This is a genomic window from Halomonas sp. JB37, from assembly GCF_002332255.1.
Classification (GTDB): Bacteria; Pseudomonadota; Gammaproteobacteria; order Pseudomonadales; family Halomonadaceae; genus Vreelandella; species Vreelandella casei.
Genome location: NZ_NRGW01000001.1, coordinates 1,258,741 through 1,281,033, shown reverse-complemented (window position 1 = coordinate 1,281,033; position 22,293 = coordinate 1,258,741). Strand labels below are relative to the sequence as shown.

General features: G+C 53.3%; 20 protein-coding genes. 7 read left to right on the top strand and 13 right to left on the bottom strand.

The genetic code is table 11. The features are described 5' to 3' along the window. Positions 1-3: 3 nt before the first annotated feature. Both tatB and tatC read left to right on the top strand, forming a co-directional pair. Positions 4-513 carry a Sec-independent protein translocase protein TatB gene (gene tatB, locus CIK78_RS05985; RefSeq protein ID WP_096278170.1) on the top strand — a complete coding sequence of 170 codons (510 nt, stop codon included), beginning with the start codon at positions 4-6 and terminating at the stop codon, positions 511-513. Continuing rightward, positions 510-1,301, top strand: coding sequence for a twin-arginine translocase subunit TatC (gene tatC / locus CIK78_RS05980; RefSeq protein WP_096278168.1), 792 nt, complete (start codon positions 510-512; stop codon positions 1,299-1,301). Before tatB ends, tatC begins: the two co-directional genes overlap by 4 nt. A 93-nt stretch (positions 1,302-1,394) precedes the next feature. Here the strand turns inward: tatC and elbB are convergent, their stop codons facing one another. Then, positions 1,395-2,054, bottom strand: a complete 660-nt coding sequence (gene elbB / locus CIK78_RS05975; RefSeq protein ID WP_096278166.1) for an isoprenoid biosynthesis glyoxalase ElbB — start codon at positions 2,052-2,054, stop codon at positions 1,395-1,397. A gap of 193 nt (positions 2,055-2,247) precedes the next feature. On the opposite strand from elbB, the gene hemB reads away from it, so the two are divergent. From hemB to CIK78_RS05960, 3 genes are all read left to right on the top strand, one after another. Next, the gene (gene hemB / locus CIK78_RS05970) at positions 2,248-3,258 is read left to right on the top strand and encodes a porphobilinogen synthase (protein ID WP_096278164.1); all 1,011 of its coding nucleotides are present in this window, start codon (positions 2,248-2,250) and stop codon (positions 3,256-3,258) included. Positions 3,259-3,411: 153 nt separating this feature from the next. Then, the gene (gene ppk1 / locus CIK78_RS05965) at positions 3,412-5,601 is read left to right on the top strand and encodes a polyphosphate kinase 1 (protein WP_096278162.1); all 2,190 of its coding nucleotides are present in this window, start codon (positions 3,412-3,414) and stop codon (positions 5,599-5,601) included. 258 nt (positions 5,602-5,859) lie between these two features. After that, positions 5,860-6,798: a LysR family transcriptional regulator gene (locus CIK78_RS05960; RefSeq protein WP_096278160.1), complete on the top strand. Its 939-nt coding sequence runs from the start codon at positions 5,860-5,862 to the stop codon at positions 6,796-6,798. Here the strand turns inward: CIK78_RS05960 and CIK78_RS05955 are convergent. Together CIK78_RS05955 and CIK78_RS05950 are read right to left on the bottom strand one after the other, a co-directional pair. After that, positions 6,761-8,359 (bottom strand): ATP-binding protein, encoded by a 1,599-nt coding sequence (locus tag CIK78_RS05955; protein ID WP_096278158.1) that lies wholly within the window; start codon positions 8,357-8,359, stop codon positions 6,761-6,763. The genes CIK78_RS05960 and CIK78_RS05955 overlap by 38 nt on opposite strands. A gap of 16 nt (positions 8,360-8,375) precedes the next feature. Next, entirely contained in the window at positions 8,376-9,134 is a 759-nt protein-coding gene (locus tag CIK78_RS05950; protein WP_096278156.1) for a response regulator, read from the bottom strand. A 228-nt stretch (positions 9,135-9,362) separates the two neighbouring features. On the opposite strand from CIK78_RS05950, the gene CIK78_RS17855 reads away from it, so the two are divergent. Next, complete coding sequence (locus CIK78_RS17855; RefSeq protein WP_176483372.1) at positions 9,363-9,503, top strand: hypothetical protein; 141 nt, start codon at positions 9,363-9,365, stop codon at positions 9,501-9,503. Between the two features lie 133 nt (positions 9,504-9,636). On the opposite strand, the gene CIK78_RS05945 is transcribed toward CIK78_RS17855, so the two are convergent. The 8 genes from CIK78_RS05945 to CIK78_RS05915 form a co-directional block, all read right to left on the bottom strand. After that, positions 9,637-10,149, bottom strand: a complete 513-nt coding sequence (locus CIK78_RS05945; RefSeq protein WP_096278154.1) for a TIGR02281 family clan AA aspartic protease — start codon at positions 10,147-10,149, stop codon at positions 9,637-9,639. A gap of 58 nt (positions 10,150-10,207) precedes the next feature. Next, positions 10,208-11,551, bottom strand: a complete 1,344-nt coding sequence (locus CIK78_RS05940; protein ID WP_096278152.1) for an MFS transporter — start codon at positions 11,549-11,551, stop codon at positions 10,208-10,210. Between the two features lie 132 nt (positions 11,552-11,683). Further along, positions 11,684-11,848 carry a hypothetical protein gene (locus tag CIK78_RS17850; protein ID WP_176483371.1) on the bottom strand — a complete coding sequence of 55 codons (165 nt, stop codon included), beginning with the start codon at positions 11,846-11,848 and terminating at the stop codon, positions 11,684-11,686. A gap of 97 nt (positions 11,849-11,945) precedes the next feature. Continuing rightward, positions 11,946-13,568, bottom strand: coding sequence for a BCCT family transporter (locus CIK78_RS05935; protein ID WP_096278150.1), 1,623 nt, complete (start codon positions 13,566-13,568; stop codon positions 11,946-11,948). A 160-nt stretch (positions 13,569-13,728) separates the two neighbouring features. Continuing rightward, the gene (locus tag CIK78_RS05930; protein ID WP_096278148.1) at positions 13,729-14,634 is read right to left on the bottom strand and encodes a metal ABC transporter permease; all 906 of its coding nucleotides are present in this window, start codon (positions 14,632-14,634) and stop codon (positions 13,729-13,731) included. Then, entirely contained in the window at positions 14,634-15,764 is a 1,131-nt protein-coding gene (locus CIK78_RS05925) for a metal ABC transporter permease (protein ID WP_096278146.1), read from the bottom strand. Before CIK78_RS05925 ends, CIK78_RS05930 begins: the two co-directional genes overlap by 1 nt. 2 nt (positions 15,765-15,766) lie before the next feature. Beyond that, a complete protein-coding gene (locus CIK78_RS05920) occupies positions 15,767-16,546 on the bottom strand; it encodes a metal ABC transporter ATP-binding protein (RefSeq protein ID WP_096278144.1) in 780 nt (259 codons plus the stop codon). Between the two features lie 33 nt (positions 16,547-16,579). Then, positions 16,580-17,542 carry a zinc ABC transporter substrate-binding protein gene (locus CIK78_RS05915; RefSeq protein WP_096278142.1) on the bottom strand — a complete coding sequence of 321 codons (963 nt, stop codon included), beginning with the start codon at positions 17,540-17,542 and terminating at the stop codon, positions 16,580-16,582. Between the two features lie 296 nt (positions 17,543-17,838). On the opposite strand from CIK78_RS05915, the gene CIK78_RS05910 reads away from it, so the two are divergent. After that, positions 17,839-18,195 carry a hypothetical protein gene (locus tag CIK78_RS05910; protein WP_096278140.1) on the top strand — a complete coding sequence of 119 codons (357 nt, stop codon included), beginning with the start codon at positions 17,839-17,841 and terminating at the stop codon, positions 18,193-18,195. Between the two features lie 98 nt (positions 18,196-18,293). Here the strand turns inward: CIK78_RS05910 and CIK78_RS05905 are convergent, their stop codons facing one another. Both CIK78_RS05905 and glnE read right to left on the bottom strand, forming a co-directional pair. Beyond that, on the bottom strand, positions 18,294-19,190 hold the full coding sequence (locus tag CIK78_RS05905; protein ID WP_096278138.1) for an AEC family transporter: 897 nt from the start codon (positions 19,188-19,190) through the stop codon (positions 18,294-18,296). 67 nt (positions 19,191-19,257) lie between these two features. After that, positions 19,258-22,230 (bottom strand): bifunctional [glutamate--ammonia ligase]-adenylyl-L-tyrosine phosphorylase/[glutamate--ammonia-ligase] adenylyltransferase, encoded by a 2,973-nt coding sequence (glnE, locus tag CIK78_RS05900; protein WP_096282284.1) that lies wholly within the window; start codon positions 22,228-22,230, stop codon positions 19,258-19,260. Positions 22,231-22,293: the final 63 nt, after the last annotated feature.

The following is a 22,293-nucleotide window of genomic DNA, read 5'->3' as shown; positions in this document are numbered from 1 at the left end:
CGCATGCTGGATATCGGTTTTCTTGAGCTCATGCTTATTGGCGTTGTCGCGCTGCTGGTGCTTGGCCCAGAGCGCCTGCCCCGTGCTGCCCGTACGACGGGCCTATGGATCGGCAGAATCAAGCGCACGGTATCTGGTATGCAGCGCGAAATCAGCGCCCAGCTGGAAGCAGAAGAGCTGCGTCAAAAGCTTAACGATCAGCAGAAAAAGCTCAACGATAGCTTGCAGAAAGCGAAGCTAGACGTAGAAAGCATTGTCGATAAGCCCACGACAACCCAGGCTAAACCGGCTAGCGCAGCAACGCCACGCGGAACATTACAGCCTGAAACACCGCAGAGCGAGATCCAACAGCGCGCTGTCCAGGCCAGCTCTCACTTAGATGACGCGCTGGAAACGGTGCGCGAAGAGGCACCTGCATCCTCCCCAGCGCCTCCCCCGGCCGCATCCTCAGTCAAAACAGACGCCACTGAAGCTGAGCGGGCTGCATTTAATAAGGATAGTAATCACCAATGAGTATGTTTGGCGATTCAAAGGAGCCTCAGCAAGATCAACCACAAGCCCCTCTTATTGAGCATCTAATCGAACTACGTTCACGCTTAATACGCGCCGTGGCTCTTATTTTGGTGATTTTTTTGGGCCTCTATGCCTTTGCCAACGACATTTATACCTTTGTCGCTGAGCCATTGATGGCGCTGCTGCCCGAAGGCTCGCAGATGATCGCGACTGAAGTGGCTTCACCCTTCTTAGCACCGTTTAAGCTGACCTTAGTCGTGGCCGTGTTTATTGCCATTCCTTTTGTACTGCATCAGGCGTGGGCGTTTATTGCACCGGGGCTTTACGATAATGAGAAAGCCCTCGCTATTCCTATCCTGGTCTCAAGCATTGCGCTCTTCTATGGCGGTGCGGCGTTTGCTTATTACGTGGTGTTCCCGCTGCTGTTTGAGTTTTTCACCCAGACAGGGCCGGAAAACGTCGCAGTGATGACCGATATCAACCAGTATTTGAACTTCGTTCTTAAACTATTTTTTGCCTTCGGCGTAGCGTTTGAAATTCCTATCGCGACTTTTTTGCTAATTCTTTCTGGCGCCACCACAGTAGAAAGCCTGTCCAAGAAGCGTCCTTATATCCTGCTGGGCTGCTTCGTGGTGGGCATGCTGCTTACGCCACCGGATGTTATTTCACAGAGCCTGCTGGCGATTCCGATGTACCTGCTGTACGAGGTTGGTCTGCTGTTTGGTCGCCTAGTACGCAAGCGAAAAGCGGAGAAAGAGGCGGCGGAAGAGCAAGAAGACATGCTATAGCGAAGGCACTAATGACGTAGATATCGAAAAGCCGCCGCCATTAATCATGGCGGCGGCTTTTTATATCAACCGTTAACAACCTCGCAATAGTCCTTAATCCATCATTTCTGCGATACGATCGACGAGCTTAAAGATGCCGGTGGCAGCTTCACTGATGCGCGTTGCCAGCATGTACGCGGGTGTCGTTACCACGCTGTGCTCAAAATCAACCACGATATCTTCTACGCTACAGGTGCGGTGCAGCCCGCCCATGGCGCTAATAGCACCGGATACCGCCGGGTCATTCCCCACCGTGACGGCAATACCATCCCCCAGCAGGCGGGGCACCAGTACCGGAGCAATACACATCAGGCCGATAGACTTGGCTTCTTGGCGAAAGCCCGCCAGCGCCTCTTTCAGCGCGTCTAGCACCTGCATATTATCGCTGGCACTGGCAAAGTCTGAAAGATTTTTGGCGACGCCAAAACCACCGGGCACAATCACCGCATCGAAGTTATCCGCATCCAACGCCTCTAGGGGGCTTATTTCCCCCCGCGCTAGGCGAGCAGACTCTAGTAGCACGTTACGCTGCTCGCCTTCAACAACCTCTTGCGTGAGATGATTAACAACATGCTGCTGATCGATATCGGGGGCAAAGCAGCGATACTCAATACCCAACTGGTCTAAGCGCAGCAGCGTCAGCGTGGTCTCATAAATTTCAGAACCATCGTAAACGCCGCATCCGGCTAAAATGACTGCCACCTGTTTGGCCATGCCTATCTCCTTATTATCCGAAACCACGTAGAGTTTGCCGAACGCACTACCGCAAAGCTGTTGCCCACTTTAGTCAGTGTGGTTGTTTGCCACAAGGCGTCTTTCGCCGCAGGGTATGGCTGATATACTGCCGGCAGGCCTTCGGGCACTCTTATTTAACACCCTCATTTGCGATCCTTAATGGAGACAACCTTTGAGTGCACTTACTCCCCGCCACTTTCCTGCCACGCGCATGCGCCGCATGCGCCGTGATGATTTTTCACGCCGCTTAATGCAAGAAAAAACGCTGACGCCCTCCGATCTCATACTGCCGGTCTTTGTTCTTGAAGGTAAAAATCAGCGTGAACCCATAGCTTCGATGCCCGGCGTGGAACGGCTTTCAATCGACCTACTCATTGAGCAAGCTCGCGAAGCGTTTGCATTGGGCATTCCCGCTCTGGCACTGTTTCCGGTCGTCGGCCCTGAGCAAAAAAGTGAGCTAGCCGAAGAGGCCTATAGCGCCAGCGGACTGGTGCAGCGTAGCGTGCGCGCGCTAAAAGAAGCGCTGCCTGAGCTTGGTATTATTACGGATGTGGCGCTTGATCCCTATACCATTCATGGTCAAGACGGCATTTTAGATGAGCAAGGCTACGTGCAAAACGACCGCACCGTAGAAACGCTGTTGAAACAGGCGCTTTCCCATGCAGAAGCCGGTGCCGACGTGGTGGCGCCCTCTGACATGATGGATGGACGCATTGGCGCAATTCGCCAAGTACTGGAGCAAGAAAACTTACACAACGTGCGGATAATGGCCTACAGCGCGAAGTATGCATCGCACTACTATGGGCCATTTCGGGATGCGGTCGGGTCAGCCACTAATCTGGGCAAAGCGGACAAGCGCACCTATCAGATGGACCCCGCCAACAGCGATGAAGCGTTGCATGAAGTGGCCATGGACATCAGCGAAGGCGCCGACATGGTCATGGTCAAACCCGGCATGCCCTATTTAGACGTGGTGCGCCGGGTAAAGGATGAACTCAAGGTTCCCACCTTTGCTTATCAAGTCAGCGGCGAGTACGCCATGCATCGCGCAGCCTTCGATAACGGTTGGCTGGAAGCAGAACCCGTCATACTAGAGTCACTGATGTGCTTTAAGCGCGCCGGGGCAGACGGCATTTTGACCTATTTCGCACTTGATGCGGCGCGGCTATTGCAGCAAGGCTAATGAAGTACAGCGTCGCTAAGCCGCTTATTGGCATGATGTTGAACAAGATGACAATCCAGTGACACGTATTTGTCATCTTCTCCCCGCATACTGCGCTGATCTATCAGTATCAGGCTATGATACGTTCGAGCCATCGACGCGGGGAGATCCACCATGGACGAGCACGCTTCCAGTCCACCATTATCGCCTACCGATCAAACCAGCAGCGACGCCGATATGCCGCTACGTATAAATCGTACGCCCATCGGTATCCAGGCGCGTGAAGCGCTGCCTGAAACCGATCTTGACGACACCCAGCTCTACTTCAACCGCGAGCTGTCGCATTTGCAGTTTAATATCCGCGTATTGGAACAGGCGCTAGATGATGCACATCCGCTACTCAACCGGCTGATGTTCCTGCTTATTTTTTCCTCCAATATGGATGAGTTCTTCGAAATTCGCGTCGCAGGTCTCAAACATCAAATTGCCTTGGGCGATACCACCACTGCCGCCGACGGCCGGCTGCCCAAAGCGGTACTAGCGGAAATATCCCAGCTCGCCCATGCGCAAATTTTACGACAATATCAAATCCTCAATGAAACGCTGCTGCCCGCATTGGAGGCGCAGGGGCTGCGTTTTCGCCGACGCGATCAGTGGACCAGTGCGCAACAAGCCTGGGGCAGAGCCTTTTTTGATAACGAAATTATGCCGGTCATCAGTCCAATTGGACTTGACCCTTCGCACCCTTTTCCACGGCTGGTAAATAAAAGCCTCAACTTCATTGTTGAACTGGAAGGCAAGGATGCCTTTGGCCGCGTAGGCGGCATGGCGATTTTGCCTGCTCCGCGCTCGCTACCAAGGCTAATGGCACTGCCCAAGGAGCTATGCGAAGAAGGCTTTTCAGAGTATGTGTTTTTATCATCGATGATTCATGCCCACGCCGATGAGCTATTTCCCGGCATGCGCGTACGCGGCTGCTATCAATTCCGCCTGACCCGCAATGCCGATATGAGCGTCGACCCCGAAGAAGTGTCTGACTTAGCCTCAGCGCTGCGCGGTGAGCTGCTGGCGCGGCGCTATGGCAGTGGCGTACGGCTGGAAGTAGCCGACAACTGCCCCGATGGCTTAAGCAATTTTCTGCTGCGCCAGTTTGAGCTTGAAAATGATGATTTGTACCGCGTTAAAGGTCCGGTCAACTTAACGCGCATGATGTCAGCCTTAGGCGACGTTGACCGCCCTGAGCTGCTTTATCGCCCGTTCATTCCCAGCATTCCCAAAGCACTCAAGGCAGGCAGTCTTTTTGATGCCATCGCGAAGAACGACATTCTGCTGCATCATCCCTTTCAGTCATTTTCACCGATTGAAGACCTGCTGCGCGAAGCGGCTCGCGACCCCCATGTGTTGGCGGTAAAGCAGACCCTTTACCGCACCGGGGCAGACTCGCCTATTGTGAGTGCACTAGTGGAGGCGGCCAGCCAAGGTAAAGAGGTCACCGTGGTGATTGAGCTGCGAGCACGCTTTGATGAAGCCGACAACCTGCAGCTTGCTTCACGCCTTCAAGAAGCCGGCGCCATCGTCGTTTACGGCATTATGGCCTATAAAACCCACGCTAAAATGCTGCATATCGTGCGCCGTGAAAAGGGCGAACTGTGCTACTACGCGCACCTTGGCACCGGCAACTATCACTCCAAAACGGCCAAACTGTATACCGACTATAGCCTGCTGACCGCGAACAAATTGCTGTGCGCTGACGTACATAAAGTGTTCCAGCAGCTTTCGGGAATGGGCCGCGCGCGCAAAATTGATACGCTGCTCCACGCCCCTTTTACGCTGCACGACCGGTTAGTCGAAATGATTGACCGTGAAGCGCACATTGCGCGTAAAGGAAAACGTGGGCACATCATTATTAAATGCAATTCGTTAACCGAGCCTAAATTAATTAAAGCACTCTATCGCGCCTCCCAAGCGGGCGTAGAGTGCGACCTGATTATTCGCGGTATGTGCTGCCTGAAACCCGGCGTGCCCGGCGTGTCAGACAATATCCGCGTGCGATCCATTATTGGCCGCTTGCTGGAACACACTCGCGTATTTCATTTTCACAATGACGGCAAATCAGAAACATGGTGTTCAAGCGCCGACTTTATGTCACGCAACATGTTTCACCGCGTGGAAACCTGCTTTCCGCTGCTAGATAAAAAACTCGCTATCCGCGTGCGCAAAGACCTTGAAACCTATCTGGTCGACAACTGCCAGAGCTGGCTATTGCAAACCGATGGCAGCTACCAGCTCCAAAACCCTGGCGAGAGTAACCCCATCAGCGCTCAAGAAACGCTGCTTTACGCCTATGCGTCAAAAGCTAGATAACGAACGCATTGGCGTAGGGCGTGGCACATCATCAAAGATAACCGGCGGCCTTACGCACCGTGCCCCATAGCTTTGCACCCAGCCGCAGCGGGCTCGCCGCTAGGCCCCCATGCGGGGATAGCCGAGAACATGAGAAGCTGTCATGATGATACCTGCCAACGTGAATAATTTCACATAGTCTGGTCGCCAGACAAAAATGAACTAAACTAACGCTCTTAATGACAAAGATGAAATCTATTCACACAAACAGGTTAAGCCATGATTGAACTGCGCCACCTTCGCACGCTGCTTGCTCTGCGCGAAACTGGCTCGCTGGTCGATGCTGCCGAACGCGTCCACCTGACTCAATCGGCGCTGTCTCACCAACTCAAAGATTTAGAGGGCCGCGTCGACAGCGCGTTATTTATACGAAAAACGCGCCCGGTGGAATTTACGCGCGCGGGACTGCGCCTGCTCGCCTTGGCTGATCAGTTATTGCCTGAGGTACGTAAGGCAGAACGGGACTTAGCGCGCTTAGCGGGTACCGAACAGGGCCGGCTGCATATGGCAATCGAGTGCCACAGCTGTTTCCAATGGCTGATGCCGACGGTGGACTACTTTCGCAACCATTGGCCAGAAGTTGAAATCGACATCCCCAGTGGCCACCATTTCGACCCGCTACCGGCGCTCGCCCGAGAGCAGCTAGACCTCGTCATCACCGCTGATCCTCAGCCGCTTGACGGCATTCACTATGCCCCGCTGTTCCGCTATGAAGGATTACTGGCTATCGCTCGACAGCATGCTTTTGCGGGCCAAGGGTTTATTGAACCTCAGGCGCTCGCGGATGAAACGCTGATCACGTATCCCGTCGAGCAGTCGCGTCTGGATATTTTCAGCCAATTTTTACATCCAGCCAACGTCCGCCCGCGTGAAATCCGTACAGCAGAATTAACCATTATGATGATGCAGCTGGTTGCGAGCGGACGCGGCGTATGCGCACTGCCTAGCTGGGCGCTAACCGAGTACCTGGAGCGTGATTATGTTAGCGCGGTGAAGCTGGGCGAGCACGGAGTATGGAGCACACTTTACGCGGCGATTCGCGAAGAAACGCGGGAAGCACCCTGGATGCAGGATTTCTTACGCACTGCTCGCGAGACATCTTTTGCGGTGCTCTCAGGGATTAAGCCGGCGGATCTCGACGCGGAATCAGCAGCGTAAAACGCGCCCCGCCCAAGTGGGGGCTATTATCGACGGTAACGCTACCGCCGTGGCTAGCCATAACTTTCTGCACAATCGAAAGCCCCAGCCCGTAGCCGCCGGAGCTCCTGGCCCTGCTGTCATCCAACCGGGCAAATGGCTTGAAAATATCGGCACGCGCTTCAGGTGGAATACCCGGACCGTCATCCTCTACATCAATGCGGACGAGCCTGGGCTCATCCCATAGCCGGACGACCACCTGAGCCGTGGCATGACGGCAGGCATTACCCACTAAGTTTTGCAGCGCACGCTGTAAATAGCGAGGCTCCGCCAGAAGCTCGACTTCGCCACCTTGCAGTAGTGTGAATGTTAAGCCTTCGTGCAATGGCGAGAGTGTATCAATCACGCGCTCTGCCATGGCCCGGCACTCGACCAGCCCGGTTTCAAGCTCGGCGCCGTTAATCGTTTCGCCGCCTAATCTTGCATAGGTCAGAATTTCATCGACCAGCTCATCAAGCTCCGTAATATCAGCATCAATACCCTGTAGTTGGCGCCGGATAGCGGGCTGGTCAGTCATATCTTCGACCATTTGGACGGCAAAACGAATGCGCGCCACCGGGGTGCGCAGCTCATGAGAAACCGCGCGAATCATTTCTTGCTGCCCCCGCAGCAGGCTCTGCACCTGATTAGCCATGCCATTAAAGGCCATTCCCAACCGGCCTAGAAAATCACCGCTTTCAACTTTTACTCGGGTTTCTAATCGCCCGCTAGCAATCCGTGTAGCGGCCAGCTCAAGCCTTGCCATGCGCTCTTCAATGCTACGCATAATTAAATAGATGATAAGGCTGAGTACGATCATCAGCCCAACTAATAGGGGAAGGTGTAAATTCAGCGGTAAGGTATCGCCACGGGAAATGGGGCCCGCCTGTAGCCACGCCGATTCACCGGGCAGTTGATAAAGCAGCGTAATCGATAGCTTGTCGGACACTAATTGCGTCACGATACCACCGCTAACCAACAGCGTTTGCTGCTCAGCAGTTAGCCGGTCCGGCACGGTGGCCAGTAGCTGCAGCGGCCAGCTCCCCGAACGCAGCTCTTCTATAAGACTTTCACGCTCATTCAAGGGGGTTACCGCAAGCCAGTCGCCTAGCAATGAAATGCTGCCGTGCCACTGGTGCTCGCTCCAGTCGTCCGCCAGCCAAGCCTGTAACAGCTGGTTACTTTCCGGCAAACGCTGCTGCAACCGCCAAGGATCCTCTGCAACCAGTATTTTGCCCTGTTCTAAGCGGGAGCGTTCAAAGTAGCCAAGATCAGCATCGGCGATGGGCAATAGCGTAAGCTGTAAATCCAGCCGCTCTGAAAAGCGATCCAGCAGGCCACCGCGTTGCTCTACAGGCGTGTCGGCTAGCCGGCGCGTCATCAGTGACATCGGCAGCGCGGCGAGCTGCTCGCGATAGTCCTCGCGGCGCACCTGTTCGATAAACGAGCACCCGGCCAATACCATCGCCAACATCACCAGTAGCGCGAGGCCCAGCAGCACATAGAAGCGCAAAAACGACCCGCTGCTGAACACCCGCCGCATGACACCGCCTCTAAAATTAACTGTCTTTAACGAAGAGATAGCCTTTACTGCGTACCGTTTTGATGCGATGTGGATGGTGAGGATCATCGCCAATTTTGGGCCGGATTCGTGATACACGCACATCAATCGACCGATCTTGGCCGTCGTACTTAATTCCCCGCAAATCGCTGAATATCTCTTCGCGGGTAAGGACACGACCTGCGTTGCGGCCTAGCAGCCAAAGTAGATCAAACTCAGCGCTGGTTAAATCAATACGTTCACCGGAGAGCCACGCTTCACGCGTCGCATTGTCTATTTCCAGATTTTCGAAACGTAGCCGTATTTCGCCATTGGGCGCAGGGCCTTCAGCGCGGCGTAGCAATGCCCGCATGCGGGCAAGCAGCACCCTGGGCTGAACGGGCTTGGGTACGTAATCGTCGGCTCCCATCTCAAGCCCCAAGACTTGATCTAGGTCATCGGTGCGTGCCGTCAACATCATGATAGGGCCATAAAAGTTGGGCCTGACGCGGCGACAAATCGCTAAACCATCTTCGCCAGGCAGCATTAAATCTAAAATAACTAGGTCTGGCTGCAAGGTTAAAATACGATCAACCGCTTTAGCACCGTCGGCTTCCAACGAGACCTGGAAGCCGTTCGCTTGCAGATATTCGCGGGTTAGCTCGGCAAGGCGCTTATCATCTTCAATGATCAGAACATGATCTTGATCGGGGTAATCAGGCACGACAGGCGCTTGGGACTCAAGCGCCTGGAACTGCTGTTCCAGGTGATCAATCATCCTCTTTACTCACTCTACTTAGGCTGTCTGTTTTCACCGGTTAACCCAGCATCAGCACAGATAATATATTGTTGGCTCTAAGGATAACTCAAAACCATGAAAATGCCCTCTAATGTCATAATCATTACGCTTATTGGCGAATGCGTGCGGCCGGGCACTTGATTCCCCTACCCACGAGGGCTAATGTAGAAGCGCTAACTGTCGACAATCTGACAGGAGGATCCTGCCATGAAAAGTAATAATACGAAAAGTGTCATTAAGCGTGTGTATGTGCCTGCCCAGGTACGCGATCTGCCCAACGGGGAAAAATTAAAAACTCCCGGGCATTACAAATCACCACCGGGCGATGCAAGCGACGCCATTGAGTAACGAATACTCATAATACTAAAAAGGCAGGCCATCACAGGCCTGCCTTTTTACTTAGTCACGAGATTAAGCCAACCATCGGGAAAAATAGTAACACTATAGCGCATATTAACGTTACCTAATAAAGCGGAAATTACTACTCTGGAAGACTCAGCCTCATCTCACCTGCATGCATTTCAATCGAGAAAAGGTTCAAAAAACTCATGCCCAACAATACAGTATCGCGCTCCATACCCGAGCTAATCGAGCCTTGAACATTTTGTACGGTGAGCCCTCCCAGCGACACCTCGCCCAACTCCGTTAACGCTCCTTCAACTCTGCCATTGGCGGTATTAAACCAAGCGCTACGCCCTGGCTCCAAACCTAGCTCTGCCGCTAAGTCGGCGGGCACTGCTACGTAAGTGGCACCAGTATCAAGTAAAAAAGTGACGGGCGAGCCGTTAATGCGCCCAGGGGACTCGAAATGCCCTGCGCGATTTCGCTTTAACGTGACAGGCTCACCCGCAGGCAGCGTGTGCACAATGTTGGCATTAGGACGCATCATTGCATCCAGACCACCGTGTATCCACCAGGTGCCAACCGCCATTAACAGTATCCAAAAGAGCAGCATCATTCCAATGCCGCCGCGCTGTGCCGACTGCGAGACCATATGCCTCCTCACTGAAATAAGGGCTCCTTTATAGGCTTGGTCGTTATGGGCATTACCGCTATTTTCCCCAAGCCAGCGCAGCTTCACGGCCACGGCGCTCGTTGACTCTGGCACAAATCAACATCGCGATAACGAACAAGGCAACGCATAATAAAATAGATGCCTGTAGGCCAATCAGCGCTTGCAGCACGCCCAGCATTACGATGCCCAGCACGCCCGCTAATTTATTCGCCAGCCCCCAAAATCCAAAGAATTCCGCTGACTTTTCCAGCGGTGAAAATAAGCCTACCAGCGCCCGACTTGCCGATTGGCTAGAGCCTAGACTCGCTCCCGCTAAGCAACCGACGACCAGGAAGACGTATTGAGCCTGCCACTGCACCTCAAAATGCCCGTTCACCCATTGCGTTACCTCAGGCGTTGCCCAAATAGCAATAATCGCCAGCACCCACAGCGCCAGCGTGATTTGATAGGTGCGCTTGGCGCCTAGCCGATCCTGCAGCCAGCCAAACCCTAATGCCCCTGCGGCGGCGGTGATCTGAACAATAATGAACATGATGTTGCGCACGCTTTCTTCCCAACCAATCACTTGAGCGCCATAGATGAAAGCGAACGCAATGATGATGTACACACCGGCCATTGAGAAAAGCAGTGAAATCAAAAAGGTCGTCAGGTCTTTAAAATGGCGTAACTCGTGAAACGTCACCGTCACGCGGTTCAGGGCAATGTGGCGATAAGACACGCCACGTGGCTGAGGCGTGCCGCGCTCTTTCAGCCAGAGGAAGGTAGGAATTGCGGTAATCAGAAAAAACCCTGCAGCAAAGGGACCCACCCAGCGGATGCGCTCAAAGTTCTCTGCGCTGGCCTCACCCAGTACCACCAACGTAAATCCCGCGGCAAATAGCCCGCCAATGTACCCTAACGACCAGCCAAATCCGGAAATTTTGCCCAGCGCTTCAGGTGGCCCTAATTCGGGCAAAAAGGCGGCAATAAATGATTCGCCCATAGAATAGGCGTAGTTAGACAGCACAATTAATAGCAGCCCCATAATGACGTAGCCTGGCTCAACGAAGTAAAGCATCGCCGTGGTCACCACGGTGGCTAGGTAGCTCACCAGCAGAAAACGCTTTTTCTCCGCCCGATAGTCCATAATCGCGCCGCACAGTGGTGCCGTCACCACTACCATCAAATAGCTGATCGCCAGGCCAAGACTCCATAAAAAATTAGCCAGCCTGAAGTTGTCGCCACGATCCCCGACAATCACGGTGGTAAAAAGCTCGCCAAATACCACCGTAATAATCAGCAGCGTGTAGGCCTGGTTAGCAAAATCAAACATCGCCCAGCCGAATATTTCTCGGCGCGACGCATAGGCACCGGTCACCTTAGCAGTGTTAGCTGACAGCATTGGGTCTCTCTCGCAGGGGGAATCGTAAGCCTAGCAGGTGTTTGATTAACATTCTTCAGCGCTACGCAAACGCCCAGCATCGCTGGGCGTCACGAAAAGCATGGGCAAAGAGAACAAGCTCTATCGCTAACGTTAGAGCAACCAGTGCGCAATAACCGCGGCAAAACCAATGGCCATCGCCGTAACGACCGCAATGGTCACTACCCGATCAAGCCAGCGATCAAAGGCTATTCCTTTAGAGAAGGCAGCCCCTTTAGGCTGCCTTCTAGTCGCCCCGTGGCGTCCTTGCCGAGCCATTAGCATCTTTGCCGCATGTGGGTTTGCTCCTAGAATAGCTAGCGCTTTAAACGCTAGCTCCCGCAATAGAAAGCTTTCTTATCTCTATTGATGCTGACTATTTAATGCGCCGATTGACCACATTGGGCGCGCGACGCAGCCGCTCCTCTTCACCTAATAGCTCCGCTTCAAAGGCATCGGCACCCACTGGCGTATCTCCATGGCGACGGTATAGTTGCATCAACATGGCTTTACGATCTGCTCGCAGCTCTTTCACCAATACAAAGATCATCATATACAAAATAAAGGTAAACGGCAGCGCTGACAGCACAGCAGCAGACTGAAGCCCGGCTAACCCTCCCGACGCAATCAAGGTGAAACAGATAGCGGCAATCAATACACCCCAAACCACGCGCTTGTACAACGGCGGATTAATGGAACCATTATCCGTCATTTGCGCCACAATATACGAGGCCGAATCAGCGGATGTCACCAAGAAAATAAAGATCAGCATCATTGCCACAACGGACAGCACGCCGGAAAATGGCATTAAATCAAACATTTCAAACAGTGCGGCGGTGATATTATTCTGCGTCGCGGCGGCTAGGCCGATATTAGTACCATTAAGTTCCATATGCAGCGCCGCACCGCCAAATACGCCAATCCATAAACAGGCAAGCAGCGGCGGTACTAGCAACACCCCAAACACATACTCTTTGATAGTACGACCACGGGATACACGGGCGACAAAGGTTCCCACAAAGGGCGACCAGGCGATAACCCATGCCCAATAGAAAATTGTCCAAGAGCTCGCCCACTCATTATCGCTATAGGGAGAAATACGCAGGCTCATGCCAATAAAATTCTGCAGATAATCGCCGATACCGACGGTAATCGTTTCCAATATCGCAAGCGTAGGGCCAGTAATGAGCACATACAGCATCAACCCGATGCACAAGATCATATTGAGGTTAGATAGACGCTTAATGCCCTTATCCAAACCCGACCAAGTGGATGCCATATAGGCGCAGAACATAACGAAGAGAATAACAAACTGCCATAAGCCGTTTTCAGGCAAGCCAAATACGGCGTTTAAGCCACCGTTCATCTGCAGCACGCCTAGCCCCAGTGAGGTAGCAACGCCCATTACCGTGGCAACTACCGCAAATACGTCTAGCCATGAGGCATAGGGGCGTATCTTAGGATTTTTGGCGGTGACCGACGAAAGTACTGAAGAAACAAGCCCAGCCTGGCCTTTACGAAACTGAAAGTAGGCGATGATTAGCCCCACGATCGAGAACGCCGCCCACTGGTGGATCCCCCAGTTAAAGTAGCTGTACTGGATGGCGTAACGTGCCGCTGCTTCAGTCTCCGCAGTGACATCACCATAAGGTGGCTCAATGTAGTGAGACATTGGCTCGGCCATACCATAAAAAACCAAACCTACGCCAAACCCCGCGGCCAGCAGCATGCTAATCCATGAGAAAAAGCTATAGCTGGGTCGACTGTCCTGAGGCCCTAAGCGGACCTTGCCATATTTACTCAGCGCCAAGCCGAACAAAAAAATCACAAAACCGAAGACAGAAAACAAATAAAACCAACCAAAAATCTCGGTAACTGTGGATAACGCCCTTTCTGCGAGGCTTGCAAAACCTTCAGGAAACGACGCTCCCACAATTACCAAGCCCAAGATAATCACCACTGATGCGATGAAAACCGACTTGCCTCCATGATTGGCCATATAACCTTCCTGTTAGATAAGCATTGTGCACATAAAGAGTGCTTGTACAGTTAAATGCTAACATTTTAGGATGGCAGGCGCATTTCAAGGCAAGGCAAGCTGAAATCATTCTATAAGAGGCGTGCTCCACTATTTTCTTAGTAACGCGATACGCCCTGTATCAAAGAGCATTCGCGCGACGTGCGTGCATGCGGCGAATTTTTTGACTCACAATGCCGTAGCGTGGGCCGCCAATAAACGCCAACACAAAGAAAGCACCGGTCATTACCGCCATCATGCCTCCAATCGAAACGTTCCAGCGCACCGCGAGATAGTAGCCGGTAACGCTCGAGGCAATCGAGATAAAGGCTCCGATTAGAAACATTAGCCACAGACGGTCGGTTAGAAGATATGCGGCAGAAGGTGGAACGATGGCAAAGGCAATAAAGAGCACGGCACCTACCGCATCAAAAGCCGCGACGGCAGTGGTACTGGTCAGCATCAGTAGAACGTAAAAAAGAATACTCGGGGCAAAGCCCAGTGTTTTAGCCAATGCAGGGTCAAACGTTGCCAGCTTTAGCTCTTTATAAAACAATATAATAAACAGGTAATTAATAGCCGTCACTATACCCATCGACACCAAGGCTTGCGGCACGTTGTAGCCAGCTATCGTGGTGGTATCCAGCCATATGAAGCCAATCTCACCGAGCAAAACCGTGTGGGTATCGATATGAACATCGTTGGCATACAGATTTAACAGCAGCACGCCGATCGAAAATAGCGCAGGAAAGACAAGGCCAATGGCCGCATCTTGTTTAACGCGCTTAGTATTGGCCAAAAGTTCCGTTAAAAACACCGTGAGTAGGCCTGTCAGCGCAGCTCCCACCAGTTGAAACCAGCCACTTTGCTGATGCGTCAGCAGCCACACAATGACGATCCCAAAGACAATGGAGTGACTGATCGCATCGGTTAGCATGCTATTCCCGCGGAGCACTAAAAACGTTCCAACGGCGGATGATGCAATGCCCACCAGTGCGCCAACGGCCATTATCTGTAGCTCAATGCTACTGAAAAACACGTCCAGCATCAGGTGGTCTTCCCATTCAATTCAGCCATCACGCTTTGTGCTTCGCGAACGCCCAATGACGTTAACAGCCACCGATTCCCCGCCGACATTGGCAGGCAGGGCGTTTTTTGACTAACCAAAAACCCCTTTCGACGTAACTGCCAAAGCGCTATCGCGGCGGAAAAATTCAGCCTAAACGGCAAGTTGTGAACCTCTTGATCACGCGTTGACTGGGTTTTATAGAGGGTATAAAGAATTTGGCGCCGACGCAGCTGAGACACTTGGCGAAGATGCTGAAGCAGCCCCCATAACAATCCACGCTGTGGCGCTATCGCCAGCGAAATTAGCACAATAATAGACGCCGATAGGATAATTAGCGGCCCTGTTGCTAGCCCGCGAGACAGCGCGCTAATCGATGCCCCAGAAACACCGCTTACCACGCCGACACCGGCGGCAATAAACACCATGGCTCCCAAATGACGACTCCACTGACGAGCAGCAACGGCTGGCGCCACAATCATGGCGGCCATTAGCACCACGCCTACCATTTGTAGCCCAACCACCACGGCCAACGTCACCATGGTGGTCAGTAGCACTTCTATCAACGACACTGGCAGCCCTACGGTATGCGCAAACTCAGGGTCAAACGTCACCAGCTTGGCTTGTTTCCATAGAGCGCCAAGCAGCGTCAATGAAAACAACGTAATGCCCCCCATCAGCCATAAATCTGAGCGCAGCGTCGCGGCAGCCTGGCCAAAAAGAAAGGACTCTAACCCGCCTTGCGATGCGTTATTGCTGCCTTGAATATAGGTAAGCAGCACCAGGCCGATCGCAAAAAAAATGCTCAAACAGATACCGATACTGGCATCCGTTTTAAGCCTGCTCATACGCGTTAAAACGAGCATCAATAGCGCGGCTAACGCGCCCGTCACCATTGCGCCTACAATAATGCTGCCCATCTCGCGGCTGCCCGCGATAATAAAACCCAGGCAAACCCCCGGCAGCGCCGCGTGAGAAATAGCATCGCCTAGCAGGCTTTGGCGTCGCAGCACTGCAAAACTTCCCAGCGGCCCGCTAATCAGGCCTAACAACGCAGCCCCAATCACCACGTTTTGAAACGTATAGTCGTGCAAAATGCTTAGCCACTGCACTGTCAATTATCCCTTTTTGAGGCAGCAAACATCAGTGAATTGCTGTCATCTAGCAGGGCAATCTGCCCGCCATAGGCTTTGCGTAAGTTATCGGCGGTAAAGACGTCATCAACATTACCCATCGCCACAACGCTAACATTTAACAGCAGCAGCCAGTCAAAATAACGGCGCACTGTCTGCAGGTCGTGATGAACCACAATCAAGGTCTTACCTTCATCACGTAAACGCCGCAAGATATCGATAATGGCACGCTCGGTGGTCGCATCAACGCCGGCCATTGGCTCATCAAGAAAATAAACATCAGCCTTCTGAACCAGGGCGCGAGCGAGAAAAACCCGCTGCTGCTGGCCACCGGATAGCTGACTGATTTGACGATCCGCTAACGCGCGCATCCCCACCATATCGAGCGCCTCAAGCGACTCTTCGCGTTCCTTGCGTCCGGGCCGTTTAAACCACCCCAGCCGACCATATAGGCCCATCGTCACTACATCGAGTGCGGTGGTCGGAAAATCCCAGTCAACGCTTGAACGCTGGGGCACATAGCCCACGCGCTTGCGCTGCGACTTATACGACTTTCCATCTATAAAGGCCTCCCCGGAAAGCGAAGGCACCAATCCCAGCAGGCTTTTAATCAGTGTGCTTTTGCCCGCACCGTTAGGACCGACAATACCGGCCATAACACCTGATGGAATATCGATATTGATATCCCACAGCACGGGCTGGCTGTGATAGCTAACAGTCAAATCATTAACACTTAACGCGACACGCTCATCACGCACCATAAACGCTCTCCGCAGCTAAACTGTTGCGTGCCTTCACTCGGCTATCTCCCAACGCTCTGCCCATTCAGAAAGCGCGTCTGGCATGGGCGCTAAGGTGCCTCCCAGCGCCTCTACAATATGCCGAGTGTTGGCGTAGATCATGCCGATATAAGTACCGTCTGCGGTATTGGCATCGCCCATTGCATCGGAATACAGCTCGCCGCCGATAGCAACCTCATGCCCGCGCTGGCGAGCTGCATCAATGACCGCTTGAATGGTACGCGGATTAATCGTGCTTTCTACAAAGATAGCGGGGACTTCACGCTCCACCACCACATCGGTCATGCTCCGAATATCTGCGATACCGGTTTCGGTTTCAGTGCTAATCCCCTGAATGCCTTCCACCTCAATACCGTAAGCGCGCCCATAATAGCCAAAGGCATCGTGGGCGGTTACCAAAATGCGCCGACGCTCTGGAATGCTTTCAATACTTTCAGCCACCCACGCGTGCAGCGCGTTCAACTGCTCTTCGTATTTCGTGGCATTGGCTTCGATAGATGCTTGGCACTCAGGCCTTGCCGTCGTAAAAGCGTCGCTGATTGCAGGTATTGTTTGCGCCCAAAGCGAAACGTCCATCCACAAGTGGGGGTCAATGCCGTACACATCTTGAGACGTCATAAGCTCAGCGGGATCAATACCTGAGGGCCCTACCGCTAGCGTCGGTTTACTGTGCGAAAAGTTTTCCAGCACAGCGCCTAACTGGCCTTCCAAGGAATAGCCTGCATAGAGAATTTGCTCTGCTTGTCTCAGCATGGCGACATCGCTGGCATTCGCTTGATACAGATGGGGATCAACGCCAGGGCCCATCATCGCTTCTACTTCAACGCATTGGCCACCCACTTCTTGGGCAACATCGGCAATCATGCCAATAGTTGTCACCACGTTTAGCGGTGACTCATTGGCTGAAATTAAGGGTGCAAAGGACATCATCCCCAGTAAAGCTACTACTCGCTTCATCGCTCTCTTCCCCCAAGAATGTCCAAATCTTATGTTCACAACACATCGATAAAGCTCTCGATGCTGAAACCAGAACGTTGAGGCTAGTCAACAACTCGCAACAAGATAAGCTCAAGCAATTTATATTCACACATGGAAACAAACATAGCAATGGCTAACTTTTGGCAAAGTTGCGCTCTCAGTAAAACGCAACGTCTCTGTGTATACGCCCAACATACCGAGGTGAACTTATTCGCTAAGCTGGCCTCCAAAGCGTACTGTGCACTCAATTGTGCAAGTCAATGATGGAGGCTCTAATGCCACAGATGAATCGCGACCAACGTAATGCTGCATGGCAAGCGGCTAACCAATGGCGTGCTCGCGCAACGCAAACTCAGCCCACCGGTTTAGCCGGCAGTTTAAAGCTGCTCTTTACATGGTTGGCGTTTGGCGCGCTAATGATCGTCGGCGTGGTGCTTGGTCTGTTTTTCTTATTGATTGGCTGGGCGATGATGCCGTTTATGCGCCATAAGATGAAAAAGCGTATGGAGCAAATGCGCGCAGAACAAGCGCAAGACATCGGTGGCGGCTATGCTAACCCACATGCGCCATCACAGCGCCCAGGCCACCAGGACGCATTAGACGGTAGTTATGAAGTAAAAGATGATCGCTAATTAGCCTGTCACTTTAAGCATCTAAGCGTCAGGCATCGCTGTTATTGGTTATCGTGCTTGCAGCGATGCTTTATGACACGGGGCTTATGAGATAGGCCTTATGATACGGGTGCGTATATCCAGGTAAATGCCGCGGCTAACGTTAGCGGCATTACGACCAAACTCCCTAAATTACCAATCAGCACCAGCGAAGCTACCTTTTGCGGTGCCAGCTGGTATTGCTCTGCAACCAAGTAATTCAATACTGCAGGTGGCAACGTTGCAAACACTAGCAGCACGGCCGTTTGCAGCGCATTCAGTGGCAGCAGCCACATTAACGGCAAGGCAATCACTAATCCGGAAAGCGGACACAGCACCGCCCCCAGCATGCCCGTGCGCCAATCGCTAAAGTCGATTTCCAGCAGCCGGACCCCTAATGCAAACAGCATGAGCGGAATACATACCCCGCCCAGCATATGCATGGCCTCTAGCAGCCAGCCCGGCAGCGCTAAATCACCAATATTCACGGCTAAGCCCGCCACACTCGCCAAGACAATCGGCATGCGCAGCATGCGCCACAGCGACGTGCGCGGATTGAGCATGTAAATCCCTATCGAAAAATGCAGCAGCATTTCGACAATAAATACCACGACCGCCGCGGGCAGCGCCTCAGGACCAAAGGCCAGCACCAATAGCGGCACGCCCATATTGCCTGCATTATTAAACATCATCGGAGGCAGGAAGGTTTTGATGTCTAACGATAGCCATTTAGCCAGTGGCCACAGTACCAGCCCCGACCCTAGCACCACCGCAACTGCCGCCGTGGCGAGCCAAGCGTATTCGGCTAGCGGCGCCTGGCGGTCGGCCAGCACGGCAAACACTAGTAGAGGGACGAACAGCTCCATGTTTAGCGTATTGAGGCTGCGAATATCCGGCGTGCGGTAGCGCCCGTAAACAGCGCCACAGCCGGCGATCAAAAACACCGGCAGCAGCGTGCCCAGAATATGCCCAATCATGTGGCTCGCCCTGCCTTGCGCCTTAGCATCATTTATTCTTCCAGATTATGTTGATAGCGACGGCTGGCTAGAGATCGTTAGCCATGGGCGGCTCAAGAAAACGCTGCCAAAGGGCCGTCACTATTTCACGCTGACGGCTAAATTCCTCACCATCGCTACGCGTTTTTTCACCGGTCAGCGCTGCACGATGAGTAGCGCTACGATAGGCAAGGTAGGCTTCTCGAAGGCGCTCTGCTTCATCGAAAGGTAAGTACCCACTCTCTGTCAGACTCTCTAAAATCCGAACATTATCACTGTAGGTCAGCAGCGCCGGAGTTTGGTTAGCAAGCGCTAACACCGCGTACTGGCAAAGAAACTCGATGTCGACCATCCCGCCCGCATCGTGCTTAACATTGAACGTATCGCTGGTGGCTTTACTGCCCAGATGATCGCGCATTTTCTGACGCATTTTGACGACTTCGTCTCGCAACGCGGCGTTATCACGCTGACGAGATAAAATGTCGCCCCGAAGGCTGCCAAATTTTTCGGCGAGTAAACCGCTGCCTGCCACGACCCGTGCGCGCACTAATGCCTGATGCTCCCAGGTCCAGGCATTCTGATGCTGGTAATCGGCAAAGGCTTTCAATGATGTGACCAATAGCCCTGAATTGCCCGAAGGTCGCAGGCGCATATCAACCTCATAAAGACTGCCCGCCGGCGTCACCGCCGTCAGCAGGTGAATAATGCGCTGACCCAGGCGGGTAAAAAACATCGTTGTATCAATGGGCCTGGGGCCGTCAGTCGCACCTTTGCCGTCGCTATCATGCAAAAACACCAGGTCTAAATCGGAGCTGTAGCCCAACTCAATGCCACCCAGCTTGCCGTAGCCAATAATTAAAAACTCGGCCTCACTGGCATTGACCCCCTCAGGCACGCCGTGCTTACGCGTAATGTGCTTCCACGCCATCGCCAGCACCGCGTCAAGAATCACTTCGGCAATAAAGGTTAAGTAATCACTCACTTTCATCAAATGCCGAGTACCCGCAACATCGGAGGCGGCGACGTGCAGCGTTTTGGCATGCTTAAAGACCCGCAGCGCCTCCAGCTGCGCCTCTTCATCATCTTCGGGCAAGCGGTTCAGCGTTTGGCGCAGCTCGTCCGCCAAGCGTGCCTTATCGGCAGGCGTATATAGCGTCTCTGGCGTCAACAGCTCGTCGAGCAAAATGGGGTAGCGCGACAGCTGTTCGGCAATCCAGGGGCTGGCAGCGCACAGGTGCATAAGGTGCTCAAGCGCATGCGGATTTTCGCGCAATAGCGCAAGGTAAGCGGTACGCCGTAAGACGGCTTCAATTAACGGCTGCACGCGCACAAGGGCCGTGTCCGGCGCATCGTTACTCGCCACGGCATCCAGTAAGAGCGGCATTAGTGCGTCCAGCCGCTCAAAGCCAATCCGCTGCATGCTTTGTACTTGGCGCGAGTGATACAGGCTCTGCAGCCGCTTAAGGGCTTTTTCGGGTTCGTGAAAACCTGCCTCGGTAAGATGCGCGATGGCCTCGTCTGCGTCTAACTCGCCGCGCCACATTAGCCGCCACTGAGCCAAACCCAACTGGCTGGCATCATTTGCCTCGTCGACATCGTCTTCGGGGTCCGCGATCACCGCATCAAAGTGCTGGCGCACCCGTTCACGCACTTCATCAAGCTGCGCCATCAAGCCAGACCAATCTTCATGGCCCATGGCAAAGGCCACCCGCTCACGATCACTATCATCGATAGGCAAGGTCTGTGTCTGGCGATCTTCCAGCGCTTGAAGTGCGTGCTCAATATCGCGTAAAAAAGCGTAATCGGGCAGTAGCTCATCAACCACAGCTTGAGGCAACAAGCCTAGCTCGGGCAATCGGTTGAGCGCGGTTTTCAGCGACGTCACCTGCAGCTCCGTATCGCGACCGCCGCGAATTAGCTGAAAGGCCTGCACTACGAACTCAACCTCGCGAATGCCGCCAGGGCCAAGCTTGATATTGCTCTGCATACCTTTGCGCTTTACTTCGCGATTAATCATCGCTTTCAGCTCGCGCAGCGACTCAATCGCGCCAAAATCCAGATAGCGGCGATACACAAAGGGACGCAGCCCTGCTAGCAGCTCATGCCCTGCATCTACATCGCCCGCCACCGGGCGCGCCTTCAGCATGGCATAACGTTCCCACTCGCGGCCCTGATCTTGATAGTAGCTGGAAAGCATCGCAAAACTGCCTACTAGCGGGCCTCCATCGCCTAGTGGCCGCAGGCGCATATCAACGCGGAAGGCAAAACCATCGGCGGTCATAGCATCCAGCGCGGCAATTAGCTTTTGGCCCAGCTTAGTAAAATACTCCTGATGCTCTAACGGCTTGCGCCCGCCCTGGGTTTCGCCTTTTTCGGGAAAAGCAAAAATAAGATCGATATCAGAGGAAAGGTTAAGCTCCCCGGCCCCCAGCTTGCCCATCCCCAAAATAACCAGACGCTGGGGCATCCCGTCTTTGCGTGGAGCGGGCGTGCCCCAACGCGTGGCATAAAACTGCTCAAGCCAGCTTAACGCAGCTTCAAGGCATAGCTCGGCAAGCTCAGACACCGCCGTGGCGGTATCCCACATGGCGTGGTTGGGCACTCGGTTAAGATCACGCCAGATAATGCCCAGCATACGCTGACGACGAAAACGGCGTATTACTCGCTGCATACCTTCTTCGTCATCGATCCGCTCAAGCGACTCATTCAGCCAGTTTTCCAGCGCTTCGCGCCCTGGGTTTGCGTCTAGCTCGCCGGCGACATCAAGCTCAGTCAGCCAGTGAGGGTATCGGGCAAGGCTATCCACGACGAACGTTGAGATCGACAGCACTCTAGCCAGGGCCTCGCGGCGGGCTTCAGAAAGCCCCTGCCAGCTACTTGAAGGTAGCTCCTGCTGAGTCATCTCGGCGACATTATCCGCCTGGGCTAGCGCCTCAACCAAGCGCTGCCAAGCAGATTGGGCCACTGTTTGTAACGACGCTGGCAGCGTCGACAACGGTAAAAAATCGTTGTTCACTTGCATAATCACCTCGCTGCCAAGCACGTTTATCAGCGTTGAAAAAGTTCGCCTAGTTAGCTAGTTATT

Excerpts from the sequence above, each read along its gene's own strand:
- tatB (WP_096278170.1), top strand. The coding sequence starts at position 4 with ATGCTGGATATCGGTTTTCTTGAGCTCATGCTTATTGGCGTTGTCGCG.
- tatC (WP_096278168.1), top strand. The coding sequence starts at position 510 with ATGAGTATGTTTGGCGATTCAAAGGAGCCTCAGCAAGATCAACCACAA.
- elbB (WP_096278166.1), bottom strand. The coding sequence starts at position 2,054 with ATGGCCAAACAGGTGGCAGTCATTTTAGCCGGATGCGGCGTTTACGAT.
- ppk1 (WP_096278162.1), top strand. The coding sequence starts at position 3,412 with ATGGACGAGCACGCTTCCAGTCCACCATTATCGCCTACCGATCAAACC.
- CIK78_RS05960 (WP_096278160.1), top strand. The coding sequence starts at position 5,860 with ATGATTGAACTGCGCCACCTTCGCACGCTGCTTGCTCTGCGCGAAACT.
- CIK78_RS05955 (WP_096278158.1), bottom strand. The coding sequence starts at position 8,359 with ATGCGGCGGGTGTTCAGCAGCGGGTCGTTTTTGCGCTTCTATGTGCTG.
- CIK78_RS05950 (WP_096278156.1), bottom strand. The coding sequence starts at position 9,134 with ATGATTGATCACCTGGAACAGCAGTTCCAGGCGCTTGAGTCCCAAGCG.
- CIK78_RS17855 (WP_176483372.1), top strand. The coding sequence starts at position 9,363 with ATGAAAAGTAATAATACGAAAAGTGTCATTAAGCGTGTGTATGTGCCT.
- CIK78_RS05945 (WP_096278154.1), bottom strand. The coding sequence starts at position 10,149 with ATGGTCTCGCAGTCGGCACAGCGCGGCGGCATTGGAATGATGCTGCTC.
- CIK78_RS05940 (WP_096278152.1), bottom strand. The coding sequence starts at position 11,551 with ATGCTGTCAGCTAACACTGCTAAGGTGACCGGTGCCTATGCGTCGCGC.
- CIK78_RS17850 (WP_176483371.1), bottom strand. The coding sequence starts at position 11,848 with ATGGCTCGGCAAGGACGCCACGGGGCGACTAGAAGGCAGCCTAAAGGG.
- CIK78_RS05935 (WP_096278150.1), bottom strand. The coding sequence starts at position 13,568 with ATGGCCAATCATGGAGGCAAGTCGGTTTTCATCGCATCAGTGGTGATT.
- CIK78_RS05930 (WP_096278148.1), bottom strand. The coding sequence starts at position 14,634 with ATGCTGGACGTGTTTTTCAGTAGCATTGAGCTACAGATAATGGCCGTT.
- CIK78_RS05920 (WP_096278144.1), bottom strand. The coding sequence starts at position 16,546 with ATGGTGCGTGATGAGCGTGTCGCGTTAAGTGTTAATGATTTGACTGTT.
- CIK78_RS05915 (WP_096278142.1), bottom strand. The coding sequence starts at position 17,542 with ATGAAGCGAGTAGTAGCTTTACTGGGGATGATGTCCTTTGCACCCTTA.
- CIK78_RS05910 (WP_096278140.1), top strand. The coding sequence starts at position 17,839 with ATGCCACAGATGAATCGCGACCAACGTAATGCTGCATGGCAAGCGGCT.
- CIK78_RS05905 (WP_096278138.1), bottom strand. The coding sequence starts at position 19,190 with ATGATTGGGCATATTCTGGGCACGCTGCTGCCGGTGTTTTTGATCGCC.
- glnE (WP_096282284.1), bottom strand. The coding sequence starts at position 22,230 with ATGCAAGTGAACAACGATTTTTTACCGTTGTCGACGCTGCCAGCGTCG.